This is a genomic window from Celeribacter arenosi (genome assembly GCF_039539485.1).
GTDB classification, from domain to species: Bacteria; Pseudomonadota; Alphaproteobacteria; order Rhodobacterales; family Rhodobacteraceae; genus Celeribacter; species Celeribacter arenosi.
Genome location: NZ_BAABDF010000003.1, coordinates 288996 through 314432, shown reverse-complemented (window position 1 = coordinate 314432; position 25437 = coordinate 288996). Strand labels below are relative to the sequence as shown.

28 protein-coding genes are annotated in these 25437 nt (G+C 58.5%); 16 read left to right on the top strand and 12 right to left on the bottom strand.

What is annotated here, in order from left to right; translation table 11 throughout:
- Positions 1 to 79: 79 nt before the first annotated feature.
- From gyrB to mutM, 8 genes are all read right to left on the bottom strand, one after another.
- Positions 80 to 2515: a DNA topoisomerase (ATP-hydrolyzing) subunit B gene (gyrB, locus tag ABD815_RS03765; protein ID WP_344843652.1), complete on the bottom strand. Its 2436-nt coding sequence runs from the start codon at positions 2513 to 2515 to the stop codon at positions 80 to 82.
- An 86-nt stretch (positions 2516 to 2601) separates the two neighbouring features.
- Positions 2602 to 3222, bottom strand: a complete 621-nt coding sequence (locus ABD815_RS03760; RefSeq protein WP_344843649.1) for a LysE family translocator — start codon at positions 3220 to 3222, stop codon at positions 2602 to 2604.
- Entirely contained in the window at positions 3219 to 4328 is a 1110-nt protein-coding gene (recF, locus tag ABD815_RS03755; RefSeq protein WP_344843646.1) for a DNA replication/repair protein RecF, read from the bottom strand. The genes ABD815_RS03760 and recF overlap by 4 nt, the downstream gene beginning before the upstream one ends.
- Before the next feature lie 34 nt (positions 4329 to 4362).
- Positions 4363 to 5478: a DNA polymerase III subunit beta gene (gene dnaN, locus ABD815_RS03750; protein ID WP_344843644.1), complete on the bottom strand. Its 1116-nt coding sequence runs from the start codon at positions 5476 to 5478 to the stop codon at positions 4363 to 4365.
- Between the two features lie 158 nt (positions 5479 to 5636).
- Positions 5637 to 7028 (bottom strand): chromosomal replication initiator protein DnaA, encoded by a 1392-nt coding sequence (gene dnaA / locus ABD815_RS03745; RefSeq protein ID WP_344843642.1) that lies wholly within the window; start codon positions 7026 to 7028, stop codon positions 5637 to 5639.
- A 768-nt stretch (positions 7029 to 7796) separates the two neighbouring features.
- Positions 7797 to 8060 carry a 30S ribosomal protein S20 gene (rpsT, locus tag ABD815_RS03740; RefSeq protein ID WP_344843640.1) on the bottom strand — a complete coding sequence of 88 codons (264 nt, stop codon included), beginning with the start codon at positions 8058 to 8060 and terminating at the stop codon, positions 7797 to 7799.
- A 152-nt stretch (positions 8061 to 8212) separates the two neighbouring features.
- Positions 8213 to 8989, bottom strand: coding sequence for an enoyl-CoA hydratase (locus tag ABD815_RS03735; RefSeq protein ID WP_344843637.1), 777 nt, complete (start codon positions 8987 to 8989; stop codon positions 8213 to 8215).
- A 61-nt stretch (positions 8990 to 9050) separates the two neighbouring features.
- Entirely contained in the window at positions 9051 to 9902 is an 852-nt protein-coding gene (gene mutM, locus ABD815_RS03730) for a bifunctional DNA-formamidopyrimidine glycosylase/DNA-(apurinic or apyrimidinic site) lyase (protein WP_344843634.1), read from the bottom strand.
- Between the two features lie 86 nt (positions 9903 to 9988).
- Between mutM and ubiE the strand changes: the two genes are divergently transcribed.
- Complete coding sequence (ubiE, locus tag ABD815_RS03725; protein ID WP_344843631.1) at positions 9989 to 10741, top strand: bifunctional demethylmenaquinone methyltransferase/2-methoxy-6-polyprenyl-1,4-benzoquinol methylase UbiE; 753 nt, start codon at positions 9989 to 9991, stop codon at positions 10739 to 10741.
- The gene (gene ubiB / locus ABD815_RS03720; RefSeq protein ID WP_344843630.1) at positions 10742 to 12277 is read left to right on the top strand and encodes a 2-polyprenylphenol 6-hydroxylase; all 1536 of its coding nucleotides are present in this window, start codon (positions 10742 to 10744) and stop codon (positions 12275 to 12277) included.
- Here the strand turns inward: ubiB and ABD815_RS03715 are convergent.
- The 3 genes from ABD815_RS03715 to ABD815_RS03705 all read right to left on the bottom strand — a co-directional run bounded on the left by ABD815_RS03715 (position 12264) and on the right by ABD815_RS03705 (position 15753).
- Entirely contained in the window at positions 12264 to 13103 is an 840-nt protein-coding gene (locus ABD815_RS03715; protein ID WP_344843627.1) for an aminoglycoside phosphotransferase family protein, read from the bottom strand. The genes ubiB and ABD815_RS03715 overlap by 14 nt on opposite strands.
- A 70-nt stretch (positions 13104 to 13173) precedes the next feature.
- Entirely contained in the window at positions 13174 to 13848 is a 675-nt protein-coding gene (locus tag ABD815_RS03710) for a flagellar hook capping FlgD N-terminal domain-containing protein (protein ID WP_344843624.1), read from the bottom strand.
- 12 nt (positions 13849 to 13860) lie between these two features.
- The gene (locus ABD815_RS03705; protein ID WP_344843623.1) at positions 13861 to 15753 is read right to left on the bottom strand and encodes a flagellar hook-length control protein FliK; all 1893 of its coding nucleotides are present in this window, start codon (positions 15751 to 15753) and stop codon (positions 13861 to 13863) included.
- Between the two features lie 114 nt (positions 15754 to 15867).
- Between ABD815_RS03705 and ABD815_RS03700 the strand changes: the two genes are divergently transcribed.
- The 6 genes from ABD815_RS03700 to ABD815_RS03675 all read left to right on the top strand — a co-directional run bounded on the left by ABD815_RS03700 (position 15868) and on the right by ABD815_RS03675 (position 19946).
- The gene (locus ABD815_RS03700) at positions 15868 to 16140 is read left to right on the top strand and encodes a rod-binding protein (protein WP_344843619.1); all 273 of its coding nucleotides are present in this window, start codon (positions 15868 to 15870) and stop codon (positions 16138 to 16140) included.
- A complete protein-coding gene (locus ABD815_RS03695) occupies positions 16140 to 16493 on the top strand; it encodes a hypothetical protein (RefSeq protein ID WP_344843615.1) in 354 nt (117 codons plus the stop codon). Before ABD815_RS03700 ends, ABD815_RS03695 begins: the two co-directional genes overlap by 1 nt.
- Before the next feature lie 228 nt (positions 16494 to 16721).
- Positions 16722 to 18284, top strand: a complete 1563-nt coding sequence (locus ABD815_RS03690) for a flagellin N-terminal helical domain-containing protein (RefSeq protein ID WP_344843612.1) — start codon at positions 16722 to 16724, stop codon at positions 18282 to 18284.
- An 89-nt stretch (positions 18285 to 18373) separates the two neighbouring features.
- Positions 18374 to 18751 carry a flagellar biosynthesis regulator FlaF gene (gene flaF, locus ABD815_RS03685; RefSeq protein WP_344843609.1) on the top strand — a complete coding sequence of 126 codons (378 nt, stop codon included), beginning with the start codon at positions 18374 to 18376 and terminating at the stop codon, positions 18749 to 18751.
- On the top strand, positions 18748 to 19155 hold the full coding sequence (gene flbT, locus ABD815_RS03680; protein ID WP_344843606.1) for a flagellar biosynthesis repressor FlbT: 408 nt from the start codon (positions 18748 to 18750) through the stop codon (positions 19153 to 19155). Before flaF ends, flbT begins: the two co-directional genes overlap by 4 nt.
- A complete protein-coding gene (locus tag ABD815_RS03675) occupies positions 19152 to 19946 on the top strand; it encodes a DUF1217 domain-containing protein (protein ID WP_344843603.1) in 795 nt (264 codons plus the stop codon). Before flbT ends, ABD815_RS03675 begins: the two co-directional genes overlap by 4 nt.
- Positions 19947 to 19951: 5 nt before the next feature.
- Here ABD815_RS03675 and ABD815_RS03670 read toward each other — a convergent pair whose 3' ends face one another.
- On the bottom strand, positions 19952 to 21277 hold the full coding sequence (locus ABD815_RS03670) for a FliI/YscN family ATPase (RefSeq protein WP_344843600.1): 1326 nt from the start codon (positions 21275 to 21277) through the stop codon (positions 19952 to 19954).
- Positions 21278 to 21357: 80 nt separating this feature from the next.
- On the opposite strand from ABD815_RS03670, the gene ABD815_RS03665 reads away from it, so the two are divergent.
- Genes ABD815_RS03665 through flgH form a run of 8 tightly spaced genes read left to right on the top strand, consistent with a single transcriptional unit; the run spans position 21358 to position 25425 of the window.
- Positions 21358 to 21747, top strand: a complete 390-nt coding sequence (locus ABD815_RS03665; RefSeq protein ID WP_344843598.1) for a FlgB family protein — start codon at positions 21358 to 21360, stop codon at positions 21745 to 21747.
- Between the two features lie 11 nt (positions 21748 to 21758).
- A complete protein-coding gene (flgC, locus tag ABD815_RS03660) occupies positions 21759 to 22151 on the top strand; it encodes a flagellar basal body rod protein FlgC (protein WP_344843596.1) in 393 nt (130 codons plus the stop codon).
- Positions 22152 to 22173: 22 nt separating this feature from the next.
- The gene (gene fliE, locus ABD815_RS03655; RefSeq protein ID WP_344843594.1) at positions 22174 to 22467 is read left to right on the top strand and encodes a flagellar hook-basal body complex protein FliE; all 294 of its coding nucleotides are present in this window, start codon (positions 22174 to 22176) and stop codon (positions 22465 to 22467) included.
- Positions 22468 to 22471: 4 nt separating this feature from the next.
- Positions 22472 to 22738: a flagellar biosynthetic protein FliQ gene (locus tag ABD815_RS03650; protein ID WP_344843592.1), complete on the top strand. Its 267-nt coding sequence runs from the start codon at positions 22472 to 22474 to the stop codon at positions 22736 to 22738.
- The gene (locus tag ABD815_RS03645) at positions 22738 to 23454 is read left to right on the top strand and encodes a flagellar hook-basal body complex protein (RefSeq protein ID WP_344843589.1); all 717 of its coding nucleotides are present in this window, start codon (positions 22738 to 22740) and stop codon (positions 23452 to 23454) included. The genes ABD815_RS03650 and ABD815_RS03645 overlap by 1 nt, the downstream gene beginning before the upstream one ends.
- A gap of 14 nt (positions 23455 to 23468) precedes the next feature.
- Positions 23469 to 24254 (top strand): flagellar basal-body rod protein FlgG, encoded by a 786-nt coding sequence (gene flgG / locus ABD815_RS03640; protein WP_344843587.1) that lies wholly within the window; start codon positions 23469 to 23471, stop codon positions 24252 to 24254.
- The gene (gene flgA / locus ABD815_RS03635) at positions 24251 to 24679 is read left to right on the top strand and encodes a flagellar basal body P-ring formation chaperone FlgA (protein ID WP_344843584.1); all 429 of its coding nucleotides are present in this window, start codon (positions 24251 to 24253) and stop codon (positions 24677 to 24679) included. The genes flgG and flgA overlap by 4 nt, the downstream gene beginning before the upstream one ends.
- Positions 24680 to 24699: 20 nt before the next feature.
- Positions 24700 to 25425, top strand: a complete 726-nt coding sequence (gene flgH / locus ABD815_RS03630) for a flagellar basal body L-ring protein FlgH (protein WP_344843581.1) — start codon at positions 24700 to 24702, stop codon at positions 25423 to 25425.
- The last annotated feature ends 12 nt before the right edge of the window (positions 25426 to 25437 follow it).

Sequence of the window (25437 nt, the reverse complement as noted above, 5' to 3'; positions counted from 1 at the left end):
CTTAACCGTGCCAAAGCATAAGGGCGACGCGCAATTACATGCGCGTCGCCGAGCAAAATTCATTCACTTGCAAATAGGGTCAGGCGTCGAGGTTTTCGACGTTCAGGGCGTTTTCCTGAATGAACTCGCGGCGGGGTTCGACGACGTCGCCCATGAGTTTGGTGAAAATGTCGTCCGCTTCTACGAAATCTTCGATCTTCACCTGCAGGAGCGTGCGGGCATCGGGGTCCAGTGTGGTTTCCCATAGCTGCGACGGGTTCATTTCGCCCAAGCCCTTGTAGCGCTGGAGCGACAGGCCTTTTTCACCCTCTTCGAGGATCGCGTCGAGCAGATCGGTCGGCCCATAGATGGGGGTCGAGCGTTCTTTGCGCACGAGACGCGAGGGGTCGGAAAACACGCCATTGGTCGCGTCGACTTCGCGGTGGATACGACGCGCTTCGCCACCACGCAGGATCGCGCCATCGAGTGTGCGGACCTCTTCGACACCGCGAAGAACCCGCGTCAGGCGGATACCGACATCCTGTGTCTGGCGACCTGTCCAGCCGCGTTCGTATTCCGCCGCGACCATGTCGAGACGTTGTGCGATGCGGTCAGCGGTACCTTGCAGATCGGCGTCCACGCGGCCGGGTTCAAACGCGCCTGCGAAGGCGGCCTGTTCGACGATGTGGCGGGGGTAATGTGTTGGAAAGGCGTCCAAAATTCGTTTGAAGGAGCGTGCGCCCTCGACCACGCGCAAAAGGTCCTGACCGGCGATCTCTTCGCCGTTTTTCATCCGTAGAACAGCGCCATCGATGCCTTGTTCGACGAGGTAGTCTTCGAGGCTCGCGCGGTCTTTCAGGTAGACCTCTGATTTGCCACGCGCCACTTTGTAGAGCGGTGGCTGGGCGATAAAGAGGTGGCCCTGTTCGATCAGCTCCGGCATCTGGCGGAAGAAGAAGGTCAGCAAAAGCGTGCGGATGTGGGCACCGTCGACGTCCGCATCGGTCATGATGACGATCTTGTGGTAGCGCAGTTTGTCGATGTTGAATTCATCGCGCCCGATGCCTGTGCCGAGCGCCATGACGAGGTTGCCGATTTCCTGCGATCCGAGCATGCGGTCGAAACGCGCGCGCTCGACGTTGAGGATCTTACCTTTGAGGGGCAGGATCGCCTGTGTGCGGCGGTCGCGGCCGGTTTGGGCGGAGCCGCCGGCGCTGTCACCCTCGACGAGGAAGACTTCGGTCTGGGCAGGATCTTTTTCGGAGCAATCTTTGAGTTTGCCGGCGAGGAAGTTGACGTCCAGCGCGGATTTGCGGCGGGTCAGTTCGCGCGCTTTGCGCGCCGCTTCGCGCGCCATCGCCGCCTCGACGATTTTGCCGACGATCATGCGGGCAATCGCGGGGTTTTCATCCATCCACTCGGTGAGTTTTTCGCCCACGAGGTTTTCAACGGCGGGACGCACCTCCGAGGAGACCAGTTTGTCTTTGGTCTGGGACGAGAATTTCGGATCGGGCACTTTTACGGAAAGCACGCAGGTCAAACCTTCGCGGGCATCGTCGCCGGTAAAGGTGATTTTCTCACGCTTCGCGATCCCGCTTTCGGCAGCGTATTTGGTCAGCGTGCGGGTCAGGGCACCGCGGAAACCGGCGAGGTGTGTGCCCCCGTCGCGCTGGGGGATGTTGTTGGTAAAGGGCAGGACGTTTTCGTGGTAGCTGTCGTTCCACCACATCGCCACTTCGACGCCGATGTCGTCGCGTTCGCCGGTCACAAAGATCGGTTCGGGCATCATCGAGGTTTTGTGGCGGTCGAGGTATTTGACGAATTCTTTCACGCCGCCTTCGTAGAACAACTCCGAGCGCAGCGGTTCGGCGGGACGGTGATCTTCGAGAATGATCCGCACGCCGGAGTTCAGAAATGCCAGTTCGCGCAGGCGCTTTTCGAGCGTCTCGAAAGAGTAGTCGAGATTTGAGAAGGTAAAGCTCGGGTCGTTGACCTTTGAGGCGGCGAGAAAGCGGACCTCGGTGCCGGTCTCATCGCCCGCGTCACCAATGACTTTGAGGTGTTCGGAGGTATCACCGTGTTCAAAACGGGCGACGTGGACTTTGCCAGCGCGCCAGACCTTGAGTTCCAGCCATTCCGAGAGGGCGTTCACGACGGAAACACCCACGCCGTGAAGACCACCGGAAACCTTGTAGGAGTTGCTGTCGAATTTACCGCCAGCGTGCAGCTGGGTCATGATGACCTCGGCCGCGGAGACGCCTTCTTCGGTGTGCATATCGGTGGGAATGCCGCGTCCGTTGTCGCGCACGGAGACCGAGCTGTCTTTGTGGATTTTCACGGTCACATAGTCGGCATGACCCGCCAAAGCTTCGTCAATGCCGTTGTCCACGACTTCGTAAACCATGTGATGCAGGCCCGAGCCATCGTCGGTGTCACCGATATACATGCCGGGGCGTTTGCGCACCGCCTCCAAGCCTTTGAGAACTTTGATGGAATCGGCACCGTATGCGGGTGACTGCTGCGCGTCGTCGGACATTTGAAAATCCTTGTTATTTCCTGCCTGATTTATACGTCACGGCGGGTGCATTGTCACGCAGATGGCACAATATTTAGGGGTCGCCGTCAGGTGAAGGGGATCACGAACGCAACAGCTATGAGGAGGCAGCCGGCAATGATGTTCATCCGCCGGATTGCGCCGGGTGCCGTCATGAGCGCGCGCACTTTGGACACTGACGCGGCGAGCACGAGGTTGCCGAGGAGCGGGACCACCGCAGAGATCGCGCAGATCGCCACGATATCGGGTCTGGTGAGGGCTGTGAGGTCAAAGAAGCCGGGCAAGAGGCCCATGTAGAACAGGATGGCTTTGGGGTTGCCGAGGATGACGACGAGGCCTGCGAGAAATCCCGCGAGGACGCCGGGGCGGGTCAGGCGGTTGTCGGATGCGATCGTTCGATCGGCGTGGCGGATCAGCATGAACCCCATGAACAGGAACATCGCCACCGCAACCCAGCGCAGGACGGTCAGGAAGGCTTCGAATTCCGACACGATCCACGTGACGCCGAGGATAGCGAGGAGCGGCCAGAGGACGTCACCCACCACCACACCCAGTGCGAGCGGCGCCGCGGATGCAAATCCGCCGGACAGAGCGCGTGCGAGCATGGCGACCCAGACCGGGCCGGGGGTCAGAAAGAGGATCAGGAGAGCGAGCGCGTAGAGGCCGAGTTCGGGCAGCGTGATGGTCATTCGACGACTTTCAGGTGTGAAGCGCCCGCCTCTTCCGTCACCTCGAAATGGGCGGCGCGGGAGCCGAGTTCGCTAAAGAGTTCCGGCCCGGTGCCGGTCATGAATGCCTGTGCCCGCAGAGCGCAGATTTCGTCATAAAGCGCGGCGCGACGGGCGGCGTCAAGGTGGGCTGCAACCTCGTCGAGGAGGTAGATCGGCGGCGCACCGAAGCTTTCGGCGAGGGCACGTCCGTTGGCGAGGATGAGGGAAATCAGAAGCGCTTTTTGTTCACCGGTGGAACATTGGTCGGCAGGCACGTCTTTGGCCGCGTAAACTGCGGCGAGGTCCGCGCGATGGGGTCCGATCAGGGTCCGTCCTGCGGCGAGGTCGCGGGGGCGACCGTCGCGGAAAGCGGCAAGGAGGTCATCGGCGGAAGACAGGAGTTGTGAGCCATCCGAGGCCTGAAGTGTGAGTGTGGCGGTGGGAAAGGCCGTTTGCGCGCCCTCCTGTGCGGCGGCGAGCCGTTCGAGCGATAGAAGGCGGTTTTCCATGATCATCGCGCCGTGGCTGGCCATCTGCGCCTCCAGAGCACCATACCAATGGGCGTCGCGCACCATGTCTTTGAGCAGACGGTTGCGTTCGCGCATCGCCTTTTCGTAGGCCAGAACGGCCTCGGCATGGCGGGGCTCAAAGCTCATCACCATGCGGTCGAGGAACCGGCGGCGCCCTTCTGCGCCTTCGATCCAGAGGCGATCCATCGCGGGGATCAGCCAGACCACACGCCCGATGCGCCCCAGCGCCACCTGCGGGGCGGATTTTCCGTCGATTTTGACTGATCGCGACTGACCGTCTTCGGCCCATGTTTCGATTTCATGCGATTGGTGGAGCGAAACAAGGTCGGCGCGGATTTTCCATCCGAGCCTTTCCGGTTTGCGCGAAATTTCATCGGGTGCGGCACGGCGCAGGCCACGGCCCGGCGAGAGGAGGGAGACTGCTTCGAGGATATTGGTTTTTCCGGCACCATTGGGGCCGAAAAGCGCGATAGGCCGCCCGTCCAGTTCGAGACGCGCGGCCTTGTGCGATCTGAAATGGGATAGGGTCAGCTCTTCGATAAAAAGGCCGCCCATGGACCCTCGCATTCTGTCGGTAGCTGCGGTGAACTCACACGCGCATCGGCATGACGACATAGACGGCGGAGGTGTCATTGCCTTCGCGCATCAGGGTCGGGTCGCCGGAGGAATTGAACAGGAAGACGGCGTTTTCGCGGTCGACCTGGCTCGCGATTTCGAGCAGGTATTTCGCGTTGAAACCGATTTCCAGGCGTTCATCGGAATAGGCGACAACCAGTTCCTCTTCGGCGGCACCGCTATCGGGTGCGTTGACGGAGAGCACGAGTTTATCGTCCTCCAGCACCAGTTTTACAGCGCGCGAGCGTTCGGAAGACACGGTCGCGACGCGATCCACGGCCTTGGCGAATTCGGACGCGTCCACTTCGAGTTTGCGGGTGTTTCCCACGGGAATGACGCGGGTGTAGTCGGGGAATGTGCCGTCGATGACTTTCGAGGTCAGCGTGATGTCGGGTGTGGCAAAGCGCACTTTCGCCTCGGACACGGAGACCGCGATGGACATGTCGTCATCGTCGAGAAGTTTGCGCAATTCTCCAACCGTTTTGCGCGGCACAATCACGCCCGGCATGTCGCCAGCCCCATCGGGGAGCGGTGCATCAACGCGGGCGAGACGGTGACCGTCGGTCGCGACGCAGCGCAGAACCTTGCCGCCTTCGCCCTCGGAGACGTGCATGTAGACGCCGTTGAGGTAGTAGCGGGTTTCCTCGGTCGAGATCGCGAATTTCGATTTATCGAACAGCCGGCGCAGGACCGGTGCGGGAATGGCGAAGTTGCTGTCGTATTCGGCCGAGGCCATGACAGGGAAGTCTTCTTTTGGGAGCGTGGCGAGCGAGAAGTTCGAGCGCCCCGCTTCGACCGTCAGGCGGCCGGTGCCGTCGTCGCTAAGCTGCACCATCGCGCCGTCGGGAAGTTTGCGCGTGATTTCGTGCAGCGTCACAGCGGAGACCGTGGTTGCGCCAGCGCGTTCGACCATGGCGTCACATTTGTCGATCACTTCGATGTCGAGATCCGTCGCGCGGAAGGAAGCAGAATTGCCTTCTGCCTCGATCAGGACGTTCGCCAAAATCGGAATAGTGTTGCGCCGCTCGACGACCGATTGCGCCTGCCCGACGGCTTTCAAAAGCGCGCCGCGTTCAATGCTGATTTTCATGCCACCCTCGTCGATCCAAAAGGTCGGGAGTTGAACCTAAACGATCCATCGCCTGACGCAAGATAATGTTTCACGGGACTGTGTTGGCTCCACGGTGGAGCGTCAAGGGCTGAGAGCGCACCGCCACGACATTTTCGCGGCAGTGCAGCGCTATCGCGTCACGCGTCGAGTGCGTGACGCAGCAATTCGATGTCATCGGCCAGTTGGCTGTCCTGAATTTGCAGGTCTTCGATCCGGCGCACGCCGTGCATGACGGTGGTGTGGTCGCGACCGCCAAACCGGCGACCGATCTCGGGAAGCGAGCGCGACGTCAGTTGTTTGGACAGGTACATGGCGACCTGACGGGGCCGCGCGATGGAGCGGACACGTTTGGGGCCGATGATGTCGGACAGCCGGATCGAGTAATGTTCGGCCACCTTGCGCTGGATTTCCTCGACGGTGACTTTGCGGTCGGACGCCTTGAGGATATCGGCGAGACATTCCTGCGTGAGTTCGAGTGTGATTTCGCGATCCACCAGAGAGGCGAAGGCGAAGAGACGCATCAGCGCGCCTTCAAGGACGCGAACGTTGGTCGTGATGCGATGGGCGAGGAATTCGAGAACCCCATCCGCGAACTGAAGGTCGGGATATTGGGCGCGATAGGCCTCTGCTTTGGTTTGCAGGATGCCCAGACGCAATTCGTAGTCGGTCGGGTGCAGATCAACGACCAGACCGCATTGCAGGCGCGATTTGATCCGGTCTTCGAGATCTTTGATCTCACCGGGGGCGCGATCCGCGGAGATGATGATCTGTTTGTTCTGATCCACCAGCGCGTTGAAGGTGTGGAAGAATTCTTCCTGCGTGGAATCCTTGCCGGCGATGAATTGCACGTCGTCGACCATGAGCACGTCGACCGAGCGGAAGATTTGTTTGAAGTCGATCATCTGGCGGTCGCGCAGGGCCTGCACGAAGCGGTACATGAATTGTTCGGCGGAGAGGTAGAGGACGCGCAACTCGGGGCTGCGTTCGCGAATTTCGTGGGCGATTGCGTGCATCAGGTGGGTTTTGCCCAAACCGACGCCGCCATAGAGGAACAGGGGGTTGAAGGTCACGGGTCCACCTTCGGCGACGCGGCGCGCGGCGGCATGGGCCAGTTCGTTGGGTTTGCCGACGACGAAGTTGTCGAAGGTAAAGCGCGCATCCAGCGGTGCGCCGGGAAGCTCTTCGGGTTTGGTTTCGACGTTCACCTCCGCGGCGGGTGCGGGGGTTGCGCTCATGGCGTCGCCCTTTGGCTGGTTGCCCGCAGGCACCGCACCATTAGCGCGGCGATTTGCGACGACTTTGAAATCCAGTCGCGTCGCGGGCACACCGGCCGCTACGAGATGTTTCACGATCACATCCGAGAAATTGCGCGAGACCCAATTCGCCATAAAGCTGGTTGGCACGGTGAATACCGCCACGCCTTCCTCGATTTCGACCATTTCGAGAGGTTCAATCCAGTTTGCGAAATTGCTACGCCCGACAGCCTCGAGAAGTTGTTCTTTAACACGTCCCCACGTATCGTTTTTCATATTCTTCGTTCGACCCATTATCGTTGTCATTGGATGCCGATTATTCGACACCGGGCCCCCGCTTCTAATGGCGTTGAACCCATAGCTCATGCGATATTCAGGTCGTCTTGGTCGAAATACCGACAGACAAATCTACACCGTTCATCGGCGTCATAATTGACGCGCGGGAACGGCATAACAGCCGGTTACGATCGCAATACCGTGGCACAACCCCGGAACAATGAACGGGGACCTCACTCCCCGAACGACCTATTCCAGCGTGCCACATGCATGCGGGATTAATGGACAAACCAACGGCGGCGACACGGAAAAAACCCGTGCCATCAGTGTTGGACAGCAGGCGATCGGGTACCCCAACCCGAAACCTGCCCGGCACGCGGCGGTGACGTAATGTTTACTCTACGTAATCGTTACAGAATCAACCGCGCGTTCCGACTGTCCCCCCAAGACGACGTGAATCGCATAGAGAAGCTACCAATGCCGGAGCGCGCGGCGCAATCGATCTTCACGCTTGACTCGTGCTTTGATGATAGCGAATCCGAAAAGGCGTTTTTGCAGTGCATTTGCCGTGGCGGAATTGCCGCAATCCGGCCGGTTGACGCCACGGAGCCACGAATGTCAGTTGCCTGATCGCGGGCTAATTTGCTAGCCGCGCGCCCGGCGAGAATCGACGCAGTGCAGCATTCGTGACGCGAAATTCAGCTGACGTGCGGGCAACAAAAAACGCGCCCCGGGGCGCGTTTTGAGATCTCGGAATGTCGAGAGCGTTTAGGCGATAGCTTTAACACGGGACGCAAGACGCGACAGTTTGCGCGATGCTGTGTTCTTGTGAACGACACCTTTGGTAACGCCACGCATCAGCTCGGGCTGAGCTGCGCGGAGTGCTTCCTGAGCTGCGGATTGGTCGCCGGAAGCAATCGCTTCTTCGACTTTACGCAGGTAGGTGCGGATGCGCGAACGGCGGGCTTTGTTGACGTCGGTGCGACGGATGGCCTGACGGGCGCGTTTTTTGGACTGGGGCGAATTTGCCATGATCGTTTCCTCTCTAGAGGTCTATTTGAATTCCTGTCGCACATAGACCCCGAACCCCGAAGGGGCGGATAATCATAGCCTGAGCGGGCTCCACGCGCATGTAAGCCGTGCCTATAAGCACGAATCGCGCAGAAGGAAAGAGATTTGTGGCGCTACTTGTCGCGGAACTGCGGTTCGCGTTTTTCGAGGAAGGCCTCCATGCCTTCGTTCTGGTCTTCGGTCGCGAACAGGGAATGGAAAGCGCGGCGTTCGAACAACAGGCCCTCGGAGAGAGTTGTTTCATAGGCGCGATTGACCGATTCCTTGGTGTGGGCGACGGAGATCGCGCTCTTCTCGGCGATTTTGCGCGCCGTGGCCAAGGCTTCGTCGACGAGCTTTTTGGCCGGCACGATGCGCGACACGAGGCCTGATCTCTCGGCTTCTTCGGCGTCCATGAAGCGCCCTGTCAGGTGCATTTCCATGGCTTTGGATTTTCCGACGACACGGGTGAGGCGTTGCGTGCCGCCCATGCCTGCCATGATGCCGAGGTTGATTTCGGGCTGGCCGAATTTTGCGGTGTCGGACGCGATGATGAAATCGCACATCATGGCCAATTCGCATCCCCCGCCCAGCGCGTAGCCGGAGACGGCCGCGATTACAGGTTTACGCACGCGGGAAATGGCGTTTGCCTCTGCGCCAAAGAAGTCGGTGAGCGCCATGTCGGCATATGTTTTCTCCGACATCTCTTTGATGTCGGCGCCGGCGGCAAAGGCCTTTTCAGAACCGGTGATAACCACAACGCGCACTTTCGGATCGCCATCGACACGGGTGAGTGCATCGGCGAGTTCGCCCAACAATTCGGAGTTTAGCGCGTTGAGCGCGTCCGGTCGGTTAAGGCGAATGAGCTCAACGTCGTCATTGGTTTCGATCACGATGGTTTTGTAGGCCATGGGGCATCCCGCTCCTTTTAGCAATGCGGGGAGTCCTATCAGGCAGGTCGCGCCGATCAAGTCATCTTTGACAGGACGGGCAGAAGAAACTGGAGCGACCCGATTGGACGAGGCGGCGGATCGTGCCGGTACAGCCGTCGCTCGAACAGGGTTCGCCTTCGCGTCCGTAGACTGCGAAACTGTGCTGGAAATAGCCCAATTCGCCATCTGCCTGACGGTAGTCGCGCAGCGATGAACCGCCGGCCTCGATGGCTTCGCTCAGGACCGCACGAATGACGGGCACGAGAGCGGCGACGCGCGGTTTGCCGATACGACCGGCGAGACGGGCGGGGTGGGTTCCGGTCCGAAACAGCGCCTCGCAGACGTAGATATTGCCAAGGCCGGCCACGATGCGTTGATCGAGCAGCGCGGATTTGACGGGCATCCGGCGCCCAGCAAAGGCAGCGATCAGGTGGGCTTCGTTGAATGCATTTCCCAAAGGTTCGGGTCCCAGTTTCGCCAAAAGCGGATGGGTGTCGCACATGGCCGTGTCGATCAGGTCCATGGCCCCGAACCGGCGCGGGTCGTTAAAGGTGATGCGCGCGCCGTTATCTAGGTGGATGACGACGTGGTCGTGTTTCTCGGCTGCGGGGTGATCATGCACGAATTGGCCGAGAGGATCGCCGGATACGGTCATGCGGCCCGACATGCCCAGATGGATCAATAGCGTCTCGCCGCTGTCGAGGTCGGCGAGGATATATTTCGACCGTCGCCGCAGCCGTTCGACCCGCGCGCCGGTGAGCCGCGCCGCCATATCGGGCGGAAACGGCCATCGCAGATCGGGTCGGTTTACTTCGGCGCGGGTGATGCGTGAGCCGCTCATCGACGGCTCCAGTCCGCGACGTACCGTCTCGACCTCGGGTAATTCGGGCATTTTGGTCTCCTCGGGTCCGCGCTTGCGATTGTATGCTGCGTTGTGCGCCCTATAAGAAGGGTGAGTTTGCGAAAGGTTCAAGGACGATGGCGGAAGGTCACGGCAACAAGACCCATTTTGGCTTCCGAGACGTGGCGGAAGAGGAGAAGGCGGGCCTCGTGCACGACGTCTTCACCTCGGTTGCATCCAAATACGACGTCATGAACGATGCGATGTCGCTGGGCATTCACCGCGTCTGGAAGGATGCGATGATGGATTGGCTCGCGCCGCGCGCGGGTCAGCGCCTGCTGGATGTGGCCGGTGGCACGGGCGATATTTCGTTCCGCTTCCTCAAACGTGCGCCTTCGGCGAGCGCGGTTGTGTTGGACATGACGGAATCGATGCTGGTCGAGGGGCGCAAACGCGCCGAGGCGGGGAACCTTTCGGATCGGCTCGATTGGGTGACGGCGGATGCGATGGCATTACCGTTCGAAAGCGATAGTTTTGACGTCTACACGATCTCCTTTGGTATCCGGAACGTGACGCGGATCCAGGATGCATTGTCAGAAGCCTACCGTGTGCTCAAACCGGGTGGACGGCTGATGGTGTTGGAGTTTTCGCAAATTCCCACGCCAATGATGCAAAAGGCCTATGATCTCTATTCGTTCAACGTGATCCCGAAGATGGGCCAGATGATTGCGGGCGACCGTGACAGCTACCAGTATCTGGTCGAGAGCATCCGCAAATTCCCCGATCAGGAAACATTTGCGACTATGATCCGCACCGCAGGTTTCGAGCAGGTGAAGTATCGCAATTTGAGTTTGGGCATTGCCGCGCTCCATTCGGGTTGGAAAATTTAAATGCGCGGACCGCACAATATCTGGCGGCTGATCCGCACCGGCGCGACAATGGAGCGGACCGGCGCGATGCGCGTGGCCATGGATGCGATGGAAGCACCTCGGCTCTTTCGCGTGCTGGCCCGCACTGTAGTCTGGCCGATCCAATGGTTGGGGTTCAAAGGGGATCCCGCCCAGCCACCCGTGACGCGGGCATTGACCGCGCTGGGACCGGCCTACATCAAATTCGGGCAGATTCTGTCGACGCGACCGGATGTTGTCGGCACGGAGCTGGCGCAGCAATTGCGTGTGCTGCAGGACAAATTGCCCCCCTTTCCGCGGGCGCGCGCGATCCAGACGATCACCACGGAATTGGGTCAGCCGCTCGACGCACTGTTTGCCGATTTTTCCGAACCCGTCGCCGCCGCCTCCATCGCGCAGGTCCACAAAGCGCGGGACGTGGAGACGGGCAAAGATGTCGCGATCAAGGTGCTGCGTCCCGGGATCGAACGCGCATTCCGGCGTGATATTGATGCCTTCTATTTTGCCGCGTGGATGATTGAAAAACTGTCGCCTGCGTCGCGCCGTCTGCGCCCCCACGATGTTATCGAACACTTCGAAGGCGTGGTGAACGGAGAGTTGGACCTACGGCTGGAAAGTGCGTCGGCATCCGAGTTCCGTGCGAATACGCTCAACGACGAAGGTTTTTCCGTCCCCTCGGTGGATTGGTCCAAATCGTCGCGCCGTGTGATGACGCTCGAATGGGTGGAGGGCATTGCAGCCTCCGACGTGGATGCGATTGTTGCCGCGGGTCATGACACGGTCGCCTTGGGTGAAAAGGTGCTGCAGATGTTCCTGCGGCACGCGCTGCGCGACGGATATTTCCACGCGGACATGCACCATGGTAATTTGAAGGTCGCGGCTGACGGCTCCATCGTCGCGCTCGATTTTGGCATTATGGGTGCGCTCGACGAGTACACGCGCCGCGTCTATGCGGAGATCCTGTTCGGGTTCATTCGCAAGGACTATCGGCGTGTCGCCGAGGTTCATTTCGAAGCGGGCTATGTGCCTGCGGACCGTGATGTCGATGAATTCGCCCGCGCGTTGCACGCAGTCGGGGAGCCGATTTTCGGCATGGACGCGAGCCGGATTTCGATGGCGCGTTTGTTGTCCTACCTGTTCGAAGTGACCGAACGTTTCGGCATGGAAACACGGACCGAATTGATTTTGCTACAGCGGACCATGGTTGTTGTCGAAGGCGTGTCGCGTTCGCTCGATCCGCACATCAACATTTGGGAAGTCGCCCGACCGATTGTCGAGGATTACATCAAGAGCCATGTCGGGCCGCGCGCGGTGCTGCGTGATCTGGCGAAAACGGGGACAGTTCTGGCGCGTTTCGGGCCGCGGCTGCCCCAGCTCGCCGAGGCACTGCTGGTGCGGATGGGTGAAGAGAACACGCCTCCGCCAGAGCCGTCACGTTGGAAACAGGCAGCGGTGCTCGGGTTTGGTGGCGCTGTTGCGGCGGGTATTGGCGCCGTTGTGGCGATTATGATGACCTAAGCTCGGCCTCTGCCGCTTCGCCGTAAATCGCTTCGCCCTTGGCCGCTTTCCACGCGCAATAGCACGCCATCCGCCATGCGAGGACGGGTCGAAACGCGCGGTATCGCGCGATCGTGTCAGGCGCATCATACGCATCCAGCGCATCGTCTATTTCCTGCGGGTCCAATGGCCGGTTTCCGTATGCAACATGCATCGCGGGAGACATCGCCACGGCTATATCCAGTACGGGATCACCAATGGCGGGGCATTGCCAATCGATAAAGCGCAGGCCTGCGTGGCCTTGAATGGCGTTGGGCGCAATAGGGTCTCCGTGCAGGAATACCTGCGGCCCGCGGTTGGGTAAATTGGCGGGCTCAGGCCGCTTGCGTGCGACTGAGCGGCTCAACGGATCGGTTAAGCTTTCGAGGAAAGCGTCGCCTTGCGCGAGGAGGTCCGTTTCGCCACAGGCAATAGATCGCAGCCCCAGAGGGGGCGGAACCGTGTGCAACCGGGACAGGGCCGAAAGGAGTGATCCGTTCGCACGCTCCAATGGTGTGCCTTCCAGATGCTCATAGGCGATCGCCTCGGCCCGATCTGTTCTCAGGGATTTCAGAAGTTTCGGGGCGAGGTTTGTTTGCGCCAAGGCATTGAGCGCAATGGCCTCGCACGCAGGGTTGTTCGGGAACATGGCGTTGCCACGCGTGCGATCAAACACCTTCAGGACGAGATCAGTTTCCCCGTCCCGCACGCGCCAAAGCGCGTTTGTTCGCCCGCCGGCCATTGCGGTGACTGTCGGTGTAGCAAGCCCGAGCATGTCAACGAGGGCTAGAATGCCCTCGTGAGACATGGGTGTCGTTGATGTCGAAGCGCTTTGCATAGTCGCGCGACTTTAGCGACGACCCTGCGGGGCGCAAGCCTCAGCTGGCGGCTTCACGAATGGAGGTGACCGCTTCTGCCGCGACCTCGCTGCCGCCCTCGAGGGTGAGAACGATACCGCCGTTTTCCGCACGCGCCTCAATCACCTTACCAAAGGATTCGGCTGCTTTGGAGGACATGAGTTGGCCATGCGCATAGCTTTCCACGGTGAAACTGTATGTGTCGGTGGGCATGGGGTTACCCGAATCGCTGACGCCGGCCCACGAAATCTTTTCGTCCGAGGGGGCGAGTTCCATTCTCTGAACCACATCGCCTTTGCTATCTTTGACCGCGATCACCATTTTGTCCGCACCGGTCGCAGGTGCAGGAACGATATCCAATGGCGATCCATCAAAGAGCACAGGCGCCGTGCTGCGCGCCTCTTGCCCTACCCAACTGGAGATTTGGGACAGCCCCATCAAATTGAACTGGTTGCCGAGTGATGTCAGCAAATCGTTGGTGAGCACCTGTTGTTCAACGGAGGAAAACGTAGCGAGCTGTACGGCATAATCCGAGGATTCGATCGGGTTGAGCGGGTCCTGATTCTGCATCTGGACAGTCAGCATTTTGAGGAAAGTCTCAAAGTCCGAACTCACGCCGGATGTGCCGGTTTTCTGCTGGGCGGTGTTTGAAAAGCCGCTCGATGCGGGCGTCGCGCTGGTGATCGCGTCTACCATGTTCCCTGTCTCCTATACTCGGATATCGATGCCGGTTCGCCCGTCCAACTGGACGCGAAGGGGCTCACTCGGAGATGAAATTTCTGCGGCGATATTTGCGGTGGGTGGCGTGTCCCCACGGGAATCACCGCCCCCCTCGCCATTCGACGAATTGCCGCCGAAACTTTGAAAGCTGAACCCGCCATCCTTGACGCCAAGGTCACGGAACTGCTCCATGAGAAGGTCCGTATTCCGTCGCATCAGGTCGAGTGTTTCACCGCGCTCCGCGGCGATTAGCAAATGGACCGCGCCGTTGTCACCGACCTGCAATGTCATGCGAACCTTACCCAATTCCTCGGGCGCGAGCGTGATTTCCATCGGCCGATCAGCGAGTTCGCGTGCGCCCTGCAGGAGCTGGGCCGCGATGCGAGGCGGCAGATCCGGGGATTTCAACAACGCGGTCAATGACGCGGGTTCCCTTTTTTCAGACGCGCTGGTCTCGAATCGCTCACCGGTCACAGGTTCGATCATCTCTGCAAAAGGCGTTTGGAGTTCGTCTCCCTGGCCGATGATAGCGGTCTGTTGACCGGTTACATCTTGGACGGGGGATCCAGTTATCGGGCCTTGTTCAATTGTCTGCGCTGCAATGGATGCGCCGTCTGAGCCGGATCTGCTCACTGGACCGACGGTTGCGGCAACATCCTCCCCGTTTTTGCCGAAACGCGATGCGTTCGGGCCCCGAGAATGGGTTGGAACGGCACCCGAGACCGCCACGGCGGCTTCAAAAACAGATGTCGGCTTAGATGTTTGCGCTGTGCGATCTGGATTGGATTCGTTGCGCGCATTTCTGTCTCGCGCCGCGGGATTTGGGTCGAGTTCAGCGGATTTTGGATTTTGCGTCGCGGCACTTGATACAGTCGCTTCACCCATTCGAGCCGTAGCTTGCGGGACCGATGGTTGTTGGGTTTGCGGATCACGGACCGCGTTGGATTCGGGGGACAGAGCAACGCGCGCGTTTTGGGTGGATGTTGTATCGGCGGTCGAATTCAATTGATTCATACCCACCGAGGCACCCGTCGAGGTTGCCTGCGCGAAAAACGCGTTGTTGCGACCGGCAGCCGGCGCATTTTCAGACGGTTTCTGCGAAGAAAGGTCGACCGGAGTGTCCGAGATTTTTGTTTCGGAACTGGCGAGATCGGTGGAGGTCACCGTGCCGCTGGCCGTTGAAGTCGCGAGTTCCGCAGGGCCCGACACAATATCGGCGCGCGATGCGATGTGGTTGTGATTCGTTTCTGCACCCCATTGCTGGGTCACCCCTACGTGCATGGTTGTTGCGGTTGCTATCGGGTTGCGGTCGCGCTCATGTTGGCCAGCTGTAGCGGCTTTGCCGGTATCGGGCTCACCGGAAAACCTATGGTCGGTTAGATTCGCGGTGCCGGTGGAAAGGCCTGCGCTGGGTTGCGCGACAATCGTGTTCACCATTAAGGTTTGCGCTGTCACATCTGCCGTTTCTGGTCGCAATTGATGTGCGGGCAAGTCGTGCGATTGGGCGGTATCCTCTGCATTATCAGAAGTTCTGGCCAATACAGATAGCGGTGCAACGTCAGTAGCGGTTGGTTGGCGCGGGTTCACACCCGGTTCGATTTGCGCCTCCATTTTCAAGAGTGACGCACCTTTCAAGATGGATTCGCGAGGCAACTGGTTTGGAAAGAATTGGCCGGCGAGCACCTGTGCTCCGCTGTTCTCTGCACCGTTCCCGGCGTTGAGTGTCGACCGATTTTGCCCATCCTGAAGGAACGACGCGAACGCCATCATGTCCGCGTCATTCGTGCCAGCGACAGGAGGTTTGCCGGCAACGGAATCGGTCCCGCCCTGCGACGACGTCACAGGCAGGAGAGTCGGTAGATTTGATACGGAGTTCTGCATTTCTTGCACGGGGCTCCTAATAAGCTCGTGCCGACCATGCCATCATATCGTTACCGGATGTTTACCGGTTCCTGTCAGCCTCTGAGAAATTCGTTCGACTTGGAGTCATTCGACATGGAACTGACCGGCCTAACCTCACAAACCGGAAAACCCGCCGCGCCGACGCGTGACGAGGCGCTCATGGACGCTGCCCGCAAGCTGGAGGCGACGTTTCTCGCCGAAATGCTCAAGACAGCGGGCATTGGGAAAACGCCCGAGGGATTCGGAGGCGGCTCAGGTGAAGATCAGTTTTCATCCTTTCTCGTCGAAGCGCAGGCGGAAAAAATGGTGGAAGCGGGCGGCATTGGTTTGGCCCGGCAACTCTTTGAATACATGAAGGACCGGTAATGGCTTTACTCGATCTCATGCGCGCCTCGCGTGCGCTGAACCACCTTTTGGATGCGGAGCGCGATGCGCTTCTCTCCGGGCGATTCGACGCGCTTGCCGGTTTCGAAAAGGAAAAAGAGCGCCTGATGATTCAGACGGCGCGCGAGAAGAATTCCATATCGACACTGAACGACCTCAAACGGAAGTCGGAGCGCAATATCAGACTCCTTCAGGCCGCATCACGGGGGCTGAGCGATGCCAAAACTCTCATCGTTTCACTTACGCGCGCGAACAAGAGTTTGACTGTCTACGGACCCGCAGGCGCGGGGACGGCAATTGGTTCTTCCGGGTCGACGATGACCCGCAAAGCCTAAAACGAAAACCAGATTTTCTTCAAATTGAGAACATCTCATCTCCCAGACTTAGGAAACTCTTAGCCATTAGGCTTCAGTGTCCATCAGGCATCCCGAGGGGGTGGCACGGCAGGTCGCAAATGACTCCGCCGTTATCGATCAGAATGTCGATCCCGAAACTTCGCCCGTGGGGGCGAAACCTGAAACATGAGCGTCGTAAAATGCGGCGCTGCATAAAAGGAAAATGCTATGTCCAGCATTCTGACAAACAACGGCGCTATGGTTGCGCTCCAAACACTGAAATCCATCAACTCCAACCTGGCCGACGTCCAAAGCCAGATCTCGACTGGTAAGTCGATCTCGTCCGCCAAAGACAACGCATCGGTTTGGGCGATTTCCAAGGTAATGGAATCCGACGTCAAAGGTTTCCAAGGCATTTCTGACAGCCTTGCACTTGGTCAGTCATCCCTCGCGGTGGCAGCGGGTGCATCCGAAACCGTGACCGATCTGCTAACCGATATCAAAGGTAAGATCGTCGCCGCACAAGAATCCAACGTTGATCGCGACAAAATCCAGACTGACATCGAAGCACTTACAAGCCAGATCAAATCGGTTGTGGGCGCGGCGCAGTTCAATGGTCTCAATTTGGTTCAGGGTACCGACGACGTTAACATCCTGTCCTCCCTCGACCGGTCTTCGGACGGAACTGTTTCTGCATCCGACATCACCGTTAGACGTCAGGACCTTTCGGCTTCTGCGGGTACGAATGGTGTCGGCACAAGCGGTAGCACAAACTTGTCCGGGCAGATGCTCGATGCGGCATCAGGCAGCACCTACCCAGGCGCAACTCTCTCTGCGACAGGCAATTCGGCGACTATCGAATTCAACGCAACTGGTGGATTGGATACGGGCGAATCGTATTCTGTCACTGTTGCTGGGCAGACCGTTAGCTATACCGCGACAGCCGATGATACGACTGATGCGACTGTGCGCACCGCACTTTTGTCTCAACTGTCCGCTCTTGATCTGGAAGATGTGACATTCACTGCCGGAACCGATACCGACCAGATCGATATCACTTCGACCCGGTCCTTCGAAGCTCTGGATATCGCCACCAACGCTAGCGGCGACGACGCTGCGTACATCCAAACAATCAATGGAGTTGCAACCGGCAACACAACGACTGTTTCCGGTTCGGTGGATCAACGTGCTGAAGAGATCTTCTTTGACGCCGATTTGTCGCCAAAAGAAGGCAACAGCTATCAGGCAAGTTTTGATGGTACTGCCTACTTCTACACGGCGGGCCAGGGTGAGACCTTTGCTGATGTCGCGCGCGGCCTGAAGACTGCAATCGATGCCGCAGAACTTGACGGCGTCACCGCACAGGTTGCAATCGACTCGACCACGGGTCAGGCGAGCCTCAAAATCGACAACAGCGGCTCAGACATTGCTCTCGCAACTGCTGCCGGGTCCGGCGGCACGGCTTCGGGTGGCTTGTTTGGTCTCGACAACATCGATGTCACCACCAACCAGGGCGCAGACGACGCTTTGGCAAACATCGAAACTCTGATCAACAACTCGATCAATGCAGCTGCAGAGTTTGGCTCGGCACAGGGTCGGATCGACACTCAGTCCGACTTTATTTCCAAGCTGACGGACTCTCTCAAATCCGGCATCGGCGCAATGGTGGACGCAGACATGGAAGAGGCATCCGCCAAACTCCAGGCGCTGCAGGTCCAACAGCAGCTGGGTGTTCAGTCGCTTTCGATTGCGAACCAGGCACCGCAGTCCATTCTCTCGCTCTTCCGGTAAGGGCCTCATGGCAGGGCGCTCTATAGGCGCCCTGCTTTTCAGCGGTAAAAACCGCGTCGTCGATGTCATTGTCACCGGAAGGATCAGACGTGAACGCACTCGATATGGCCCGAACGGCCTACACAAATACTTCAGCTCCCATTCGCACCGCCCGCGGCACAGAATACGAAGCATTCGCTCGTGTCACACGCCGTCTAAGCGCCACAGATCGCGACAAGAAGGCTTCCTATCCGGCTTTCGTTACAGCGCTCAACGAAAACCGTCGTCTCTGGACACTGCTCGCGTCTGACGTTGCCGACAGCAACAATGGACTGCCCGCACAGCTGCGCGCTCAGATCTTCTATCTCGCAGAATTCACGATCCAGCACACTTCTGCCGTCCTGAACCGGAAAGCCGAGGCAAGTGCCTTGATCGAAATAAATACTGCCGTCATGCGCGGTCTTCAAACGACGGGGGGTGCCAAATGAGCGGTCTTGTTTTGAAACTTGGTCCAAAAGAACGCGTCCTCATTAATGGCGCTGTCATCGAGAACGGCGATCGCCGCTCACGGCTGTCGATTGTCACGCCGAACGCGAACATCCTCAGGCTACGCGACGCCATTCATCCAGAAGAGGTCACCACACCGGTCCGACGGGTGTGCTACATTGTCCAACTCGTGTTGTCGGGGGATGCGGACGCCAAGGAGGCGACGCTGCAACTGATGCGGGGGATCGAACAGCTAAGTCAGGTTCTCAAAGACCAAGACAGCCGCGAGATACTCGATGTAGCGACTCAGGAAATTCGCAATGAGCAATTTTATCCGGCGCTCAAAACCCTCCGTGGCCTTCTGCCCCGCGAGGAGCGTCTTCTAGCCGCCGCAAAAATCCAATGACGTACCAGCCGGTTGTTCCCCTAAGCGGATATGCCGGCTGGGCCTTTTTGGCTCGCACAGAAACGCAGCAACGCGCCGCGTTTGCCGAGTCAAAAACCGTACAGCGCGACACCAACTATTTCGAAGAAAACATTGGAAAGGTTGAAACCGCCGCAGACCTCATGGCTGATCGGCGACTGTTATCCGTTGCACTTGGGGCATTCGGCCTAGGCGACGATATCAACAACAAATACTTCATCCAAAAAGTCTTGGAAGACGGAACGCTGGATTCCGATGCGCTTTCCAATCGGTTAACGGACAAGCGCTACCATGCATTCTCAGAAGCGTTTGGTTTCGGGAACTTCGATGTGCCGAACACCTCCTTGTCGACCTTCGCACCTGAGATTACGCAAAGATATCTCGACCAGGAATTCGAAGTTGCAATCGGTGAGCAAGACGAGTCACTTCGCCTTGCGCTGTCGCTGGACAGAGAACTGGGTGAGATTGCCGCCAAGGACACGTCTGATGATGGGCGATGGTACACCGTGATGGGTAACACACCAATTCGGACGGTTTTTGAAACTGCACTGGGTTTACCTTCTTCGTTTGGCGCGCTTGATCTCGACCAGCAGCTGGATACTTTCCGGGACAAATCGGAGCAGTATTTCGAAACTAGCGAGGTGGCCGATTTTGCGGATTCAGAAAAACGTGGCGAATTAATCCGCCTGTTCCTTTTGCGGTCCGATATTTCGAGTGCAAACTCAGGGATGTCGCCCGCCGCAACGGCTCTCAGTCTTCTGAGTAACTATTAGCGGACCTAGATTGCTTCGAGTGGTCGCAAGCATTTCTCGAGCCGCGCAAAGCTTTCACCGGTGTTTTCATACTCTGACTCGGCCAGATACGCGTCGAGCTTTGGCCATACCGTTATCGCTTCGTCCACTAGTGGGTCGGAACCTTTGGCGTAAAGCCCCGCTTGGATCATCATTTCCGATCGGTCGAAAACGCCAAGTAATTGTCGCGCCCGCCCAATAATGGCGTTTTCCTCATTGCTCGCGGCATGTGGCAGGGCGCGCGAAACGGACCGCAGGAGGTCAATCGCGGGAAACCTTCCGCGTTCAGCAATCTGGCGGTCGAGCACGATATGGCCATCCAAAACGCCGCGCATAATATCTGCAATCGGCTCTTCCATATCCGAGCCCGCGACGAGGACGGATAAGATCGCCGTGATATCTCCACTGTCGCCAACGCCCGGCCCCGCACGTTCGCAAAGGGATGTGATCATATGCGAGGTGGACGGCGGAAATCCACGAAGCGAACTTGGCTCCCCCATCGCCAAAGCCACCTCGCGATGAGCCTCTGCGAAACGCGTGACGGAGTCAGCGAGGAATAGAACCTGGCGCCCGAGATCACGGAAGTGTTCCGCGACCGTCATGGCCGTCCATGCACAGCGCCGCCGCACCATGGGTGACTGATCGGACGTGGCAGCGACGATTATAGTGCGGCGCATACCCTCCGGGCCTAGGACACGATCGATAAATTCGCGCACTTCACGGCCACGTTCGCCCACCATCGCAATCACGACAACGTCGGCTTGGAGACCTGTCGCAAGTTTTGCGAGAAGCGTCGATTTACCGACACCGGATCCAGCGAACAGTCCAACACGTTGTCCGCGAACGACGGGGAGTAATGTGTTCAAAACGGCAAGTCCGGTTTCGAGGCGCGCGCCAAGAGCGCGTCGCTCGGTCGGATTGATCGGTTCACCGCGAAGTTTCCTGCGCACTGTTCCGCCGACCAGAGGTTTGCCATCAAGTGGCGTGCCGAAGGGGTCGATCACACGACCGACCCACGAAATGTCGGGGGCGATTTCGCTCTGCCCGAGATGCGCGACCGGATTGCCGATTGATAGGCCTTCCGGCCCGCCGTCCGGCAGGACGGTAATAATGTCCTGAGAAAGCTGGAGCACCTCGCCCCGTCTTACCGTCGCGCCACGGCCGATCTCGACCAGATCGCCCTGCGCTGCGACTTTGCTGAGGCCACTGACGGAGATCGTTCCGCCCGACACCTCAACGATGCGGCCGATTGCGAATGCGGATTTCACCGCCGCAATCTCCGAAGTTAGTCGATCAAATCCTAGGCCGCTCATGTGCTTCTCCGATCCTGACAACCCTTTCTAAAGGAATCAGGGTTAAGCCTTGGTTGAGACCAATCGTGGGAGAAGCCCCGATGTTCAATAACCTGAACATTTTCCGAATGGCGAGTGGACTGGCAGATCATGCCACTGCGCGTCAGGAAATCATCGCGAAGAACATCGCGAATGCTGACACACCGGGATACCGCGCACAGGATGTTGCGGATTTCGCGTCAGTTGTGGCCAACGAAACGCCACAAACCACCCTTCGCGCAACGCGACAGGGCCATCTCTCCGCGACCGACAGCGGCGTCAATTTTGGCGCCATGATCGATTCGCCGGATTCGAGTTCGCCGAACGGCAACACCGTTTCACTGGAAAGCGAAATGATGAAAGCGGCAGAGGTGCGCCACCAGCACGATCTCGCGCTGACGACATACAAATCGTCGCTGACCATTCTCAAGCTTTCCATTGGCCGTAGATAGGAGACGATTGCATGTCCGACCTTCTCAAAACCATGTCGCTTTCCGCGTCCGGTATGCAGGCGCAGAGCAACCGTCTGCGCCACGTGTCCGAAAACATCGCCAACGCAGATACGCCTGGGTACCAGCGCAAAGTGGTCGCTTTTGAACCCATGGTCACTGGAGGCACGCGCAGTGGCCATGTCTCCACCGGTCCCGTTCAATTGGACACGAAAGAACCAACAGAAATTTACGATCCCGGTCATCCGATGGCGGGTGAGAACGGTTTTTACACGGGGTCAAACGTTGATCTGATGATTGAAATTGCGGATTCGCGCGAAGCGCAGCGCAGTTATGAGGCGAACCTGAAAATGTTCGACCAGGCCCGCCAAATGTCATCATCCCTACTCGATTTGTTGCGTCGCTAAAGGCGCATGGAAGGAGACCAGAATGGACATCCGATCCGCCACAGCCGCCCTTGGATATGCGGCAACCAAACCTGCAACCGCACCGACAGTCGGTACGGGAACGGAGAAAACCGGCGCCTTTGCGAAGGCAGCGGGCAGTTTTGCGGAGACATTGCAGAACGCTGATGAAACCGCTCAGCAAGCGTTGATTGGCAAGGCGGACAGCCAGGCTCTTGTTCAGGCTCTGGCGCAAACAGAACTCGCCGTAGAGGCGGCTGTGACCGTTCGTGACAAGGTTGTCGAGGCCTACCAAGAAATCCTCCGGATGCCGGTGTAGCGCCATGCAGGACATGATTTTCTACGATACGCTGCGGCAGGGTCTTTGGGTCGGGGTGATCATTTCGACCCCAATCCTGCTCGTCGCGCTGGTTTCGGGTGTTGGTGTCGGCCTGTTTCAGGCGCTGACCAGCATTCAGGAAATGACCCTTACCTTCGTGCCGAAACTCGTGGCCATCCTCATCGTCTTTTGGGCCACCATGGGCTTTATGACCGAAACACTCGTGGCCTTTTTCACCGACCGCATCATTCCACTGATCGGAGGCATGTGATGGATACGGCAGGCTACACCGCCCTGACCCGACTGTCCGGTCTCAAAAATGAAATGCAGGCGATCGCAAACAATATCGCCAACGTCTCTACGACCGGGTTTCGCAAAGAGGGTCTGATTTTCGCGGAACATATCGCCGCGCTCGAGCCCGATGAAGATTCCCTGTCCATGGCGAGTGGCGAGGTTCGCCACACCAATGACGCCCAAGGGCCGCTGACGCCGACAGGCGGGACATTCGATTTCGCGATTGAAGGCGATGGTTTCTTCCTCATTGAGACCCCTGATGGCGAAGCCTTAACGCGCGCGGGTGCGTTTACGCCCAATGAGCAAGGCGATCTGGTGACGCACGATGGTTACCGGGTGCTCGATGACGGCGGTGCACCGATTTTCATCCCGACATCGGCGAAATCCATCGGGCTAGCGTCTGACGGGACGCTTTCTGCGGATGGGGCACCGATCGCAAGAGTCGGCCTCTATATGCCCACCGATCCTAACAGTATGTCCCGCACCAACGGTGTTCGTTTCACGTCGGATGCCGGATTCGAGCCACTGCAGGAAGGCGTCATTCTCCAAGGCTACGTCGAAAACTCGAACGTCAACGCGATTACCGAAATCGCGCGGATGATCGAAGTGCAGCACGCCTACACGTTGGGAAAAAATTTCACCGACCAAGAAGATGAACGGATTCGCTCCGTGATCTCCACGCTTGGCCGCTAGAAAGGACTGTCGTTATGAGAGCACTTAAAATCGCGGCCACCGGAATGAGTGCGCAGCAGATGCGCGTGGAAACGATTTCCCAAAACCTCGCGAACATGAACACCACCGGCTACAACGCGCGCCGCGCCGAGTTTGCTGACCTGCACTATCAACAGCTGACACGCCCCGGCACGATCAACGCATCGGACGGAACGGTTTTGCCGACCGGCGTGCAGCTCGGGCTTGGGGTTCGACCCTCCTCGGTGACTGTTGAACTGGCGCAGGGATCTTTGTCGCAAACCGGTGGCGACCTCGATATCGCAATCGAAGGCAACGGGTATCTCGAGGTTACGCTGCCATCGGGTCAATCCGCCTACACCCGCGACGGCGGTCTGAAACGGTCGGCCGATGGTCTTATCGTTACATCGGATGGTCACAGTGTCGTGCCCGATATCGTCATTCCCGACGATGCGCGTTCCATTTCGATCAACGCGCAGGGCGAGGTTTACGCGTACTTCAACGACCGCGTGGAAGCAGAACAGCTCGGACAATTCACCTTGGCCGGGTTTTCAAACGCCAAAGGTCTGGAAGCCATCGGGTCGAACCTGTTTCTCGAAACAGCCGGTTCGGGGCCTGCATTTGTAACCACACCTGGTTCCGAGGGGCTGGGAACGGTTCGCCAAGGGTATCTCGAAGACAGTTCGGTTGATGCCGTCAGAGAGGTGACCGAACTGATCGAAGCCCAGCGCGGGTACGAATTGAATGCAAAGGTCATCACGGCGGCCGACCAAATGCTCTCAGCTACGTCGAACGTCAGATGATCCGAGCATCGTTTTTCATAGTCGCCTTCGCGTTAACGGCGCCGCCGGTCGTGGCAGAAACCGTCGTCGCCGCACGCACGATCCGTCCCCAATCCGTGCTGAGTTCAGAAGATCTTGCGATTGTGGACGGGGATATCGCAGGCGCGATTTCAACAATCGGGGAGGCCGTCGGGCTTGAGGCACGCGTCGTTCTGTATTCGGGCCGCCCTGTTCGGATGGGCGATATCGGTCCGCCCGCCACGGTTGAGCGAAATCAGATCGTGCGACTTGTCTATGCCACCGGCGGACTGACCATCTCTGCGGAAGCGCGCGCATTAGGTCGCGCCGGCCCCGGAGACACGGTCCGCGCGATGAACCTAACGTCGAAATCCACCGTCTCGGGCATCGTTGCCAAAGACGGAACCATCCATGTCATTACCCCCTAGCCTCAAGGAAGCGACCCGCCATGCGCATGTCATACCTCTTGCTCCTCACCATGGGCGTTTCCGCCTGCACGAACCTCGATACAGTTGGGCGTTTGCCCGAATTCACACCCATTCAGGACTCGCCCGAGGCATCGGCCATGCTCTACCCGCCGCTTCCCGAGCAAATCGAACAACGCAGCGCGGTGAATGGCGCGTCTTTGTGGACCGCTTCGCGCCACTCACTTCTGGGAGACCGGCGCGCGATGGAACGGGGCGATATCCTAACCGTAGTCATTGAAATCGACGAAAAGGCGGAGATTTCCAACACGACGAGCCGCAATCGTTCAGGTTCGGAGTCGATGGGCATTCCTGATCTATTCGGCATTTCCCAGCGCGTGGATCGGTCCCTGCCGGAAGGTGCGAGCCTCGCGAATGCAGTCGGGACAAATTCGTCCTCCGCATCGACAGGGAACGGGTCCGTTAGCCGTAACGAAAAGATCGAATTGATGGTCGCGGCAACTATCGTCGACGTTCTGCCAAACGGCGTTTTGCGCATCCAGGGATCGCAGGAGGTGCGGGTGAACTTCGAAATTCGCGAGCTCCTCGTCGAAGGATATGTGCGCCCCGAAGATGTTTCGCGCCAGAATAACATCACCTACGACAAAATTGCCTCTGCACGAATTTCGTACGGCGGTCGCGGTCAGATCAGTCAGGTTCAACAGCCGCGATATGGTCAACAAATCGCAGACATTGTCCTGCCGTTTTAAGGAATAGACATC

Bases quoted from the DNA above. Each gene is read 5' to 3' on its own strand.
- ABD815_RS03675 (WP_344843603.1), top strand. From the start codon at position 19,152: ATGACGTACCAGCCGGTTGTTCCCCTAAGCGGATATGCCGGCTGGGCC.
- ABD815_RS03710 (WP_344843624.1), bottom strand. From the start codon at position 13,848: ATGGTAGACGCGATCACCAGCGCGACGCCCGCATCGAGCGGCTTTTCA.
- ABD815_RS03760 (WP_344843649.1), bottom strand. From the start codon at position 3,222: ATGACCATCACGCTGCCCGAACTCGGCCTCTACGCGCTCGCTCTCCTG.
- flgA (WP_344843584.1), top strand. From the start codon at position 24,251: ATGATCCGAGCATCGTTTTTCATAGTCGCCTTCGCGTTAACGGCGCCG.
- ABD815_RS03690 (WP_344843612.1), top strand. From the start codon at position 16,722: ATGTCCAGCATTCTGACAAACAACGGCGCTATGGTTGCGCTCCAAACA.
- flgG (WP_344843587.1), top strand. From the start codon at position 23,469: ATGAGAGCACTTAAAATCGCGGCCACCGGAATGAGTGCGCAGCAGATG.
- ubiE (WP_344843631.1), top strand. From the start codon at position 9,989: ATGGCGGAAGGTCACGGCAACAAGACCCATTTTGGCTTCCGAGACGTG.
- ubiB (WP_344843630.1), top strand. From the start codon at position 10,742: ATGCGCGGACCGCACAATATCTGGCGGCTGATCCGCACCGGCGCGACA.
- gyrB (WP_344843652.1), bottom strand. From the start codon at position 2,515: ATGTCCGACGACGCGCAGCAGTCACCCGCATACGGTGCCGATTCCATC.
- ABD815_RS03735 (WP_344843637.1), bottom strand. From the start codon at position 8,989: ATGGCCTACAAAACCATCGTGATCGAAACCAATGACGACGTTGAGCTC.
- rpsT (WP_344843640.1), bottom strand. From the start codon at position 8,060: ATGGCAAATTCGCCCCAGTCCAAAAAACGCGCCCGTCAGGCCATCCGT.
- flgC (WP_344843596.1), top strand. From the start codon at position 21,759: ATGTCCGACCTTCTCAAAACCATGTCGCTTTCCGCGTCCGGTATGCAG.
- dnaA (WP_344843642.1), bottom strand. From the start codon at position 7,028: ATGAAAAACGATACGTGGGGACGTGTTAAAGAACAACTTCTCGAGGCT.
- ABD815_RS03715 (WP_344843627.1), bottom strand. From the start codon at position 13,103: ATGTCTCACGAGGGCATTCTAGCCCTCGTTGACATGCTCGGGCTTGCT.
- ABD815_RS03705 (WP_344843623.1), bottom strand. From the start codon at position 15,753: ATGCAGAACTCCGTATCAAATCTACCGACTCTCCTGCCTGTGACGTCG.
- mutM (WP_344843634.1), bottom strand. From the start codon at position 9,902: ATGCCCGAATTACCCGAGGTCGAGACGGTACGTCGCGGACTGGAGCCG.
- ABD815_RS03665 (WP_344843598.1), top strand. From the start codon at position 21,358: ATGTTCAATAACCTGAACATTTTCCGAATGGCGAGTGGACTGGCAGAT.
- flgH (WP_344843581.1), top strand. From the start codon at position 24,700: ATGCGCATGTCATACCTCTTGCTCCTCACCATGGGCGTTTCCGCCTGC.
- dnaN (WP_344843644.1), bottom strand. From the start codon at position 5,478: ATGAAAATCAGCATTGAACGCGGCGCGCTTTTGAAAGCCGTCGGGCAG.
- ABD815_RS03650 (WP_344843592.1), top strand. From the start codon at position 22,472: ATGCAGGACATGATTTTCTACGATACGCTGCGGCAGGGTCTTTGGGTC.
- ABD815_RS03700 (WP_344843619.1), top strand. From the start codon at position 15,868: ATGGAACTGACCGGCCTAACCTCACAAACCGGAAAACCCGCCGCGCCG.
- ABD815_RS03695 (WP_344843615.1), top strand. From the start codon at position 16,140: ATGGCTTTACTCGATCTCATGCGCGCCTCGCGTGCGCTGAACCACCTT.
- ABD815_RS03645 (WP_344843589.1), top strand. From the start codon at position 22,738: ATGGATACGGCAGGCTACACCGCCCTGACCCGACTGTCCGGTCTCAAA.
- recF (WP_344843646.1), bottom strand. From the start codon at position 4,328: ATGGGCGGCCTTTTTATCGAAGAGCTGACCCTATCCCATTTCAGATCG.
- flbT (WP_344843606.1), top strand. From the start codon at position 18,748: ATGAGCGGTCTTGTTTTGAAACTTGGTCCAAAAGAACGCGTCCTCATT.
- ABD815_RS03670 (WP_344843600.1), bottom strand. From the start codon at position 21,277: ATGAGCGGCCTAGGATTTGATCGACTAACTTCGGAGATTGCGGCGGTG.
- fliE (WP_344843594.1), top strand. From the start codon at position 22,174: ATGGACATCCGATCCGCCACAGCCGCCCTTGGATATGCGGCAACCAAA.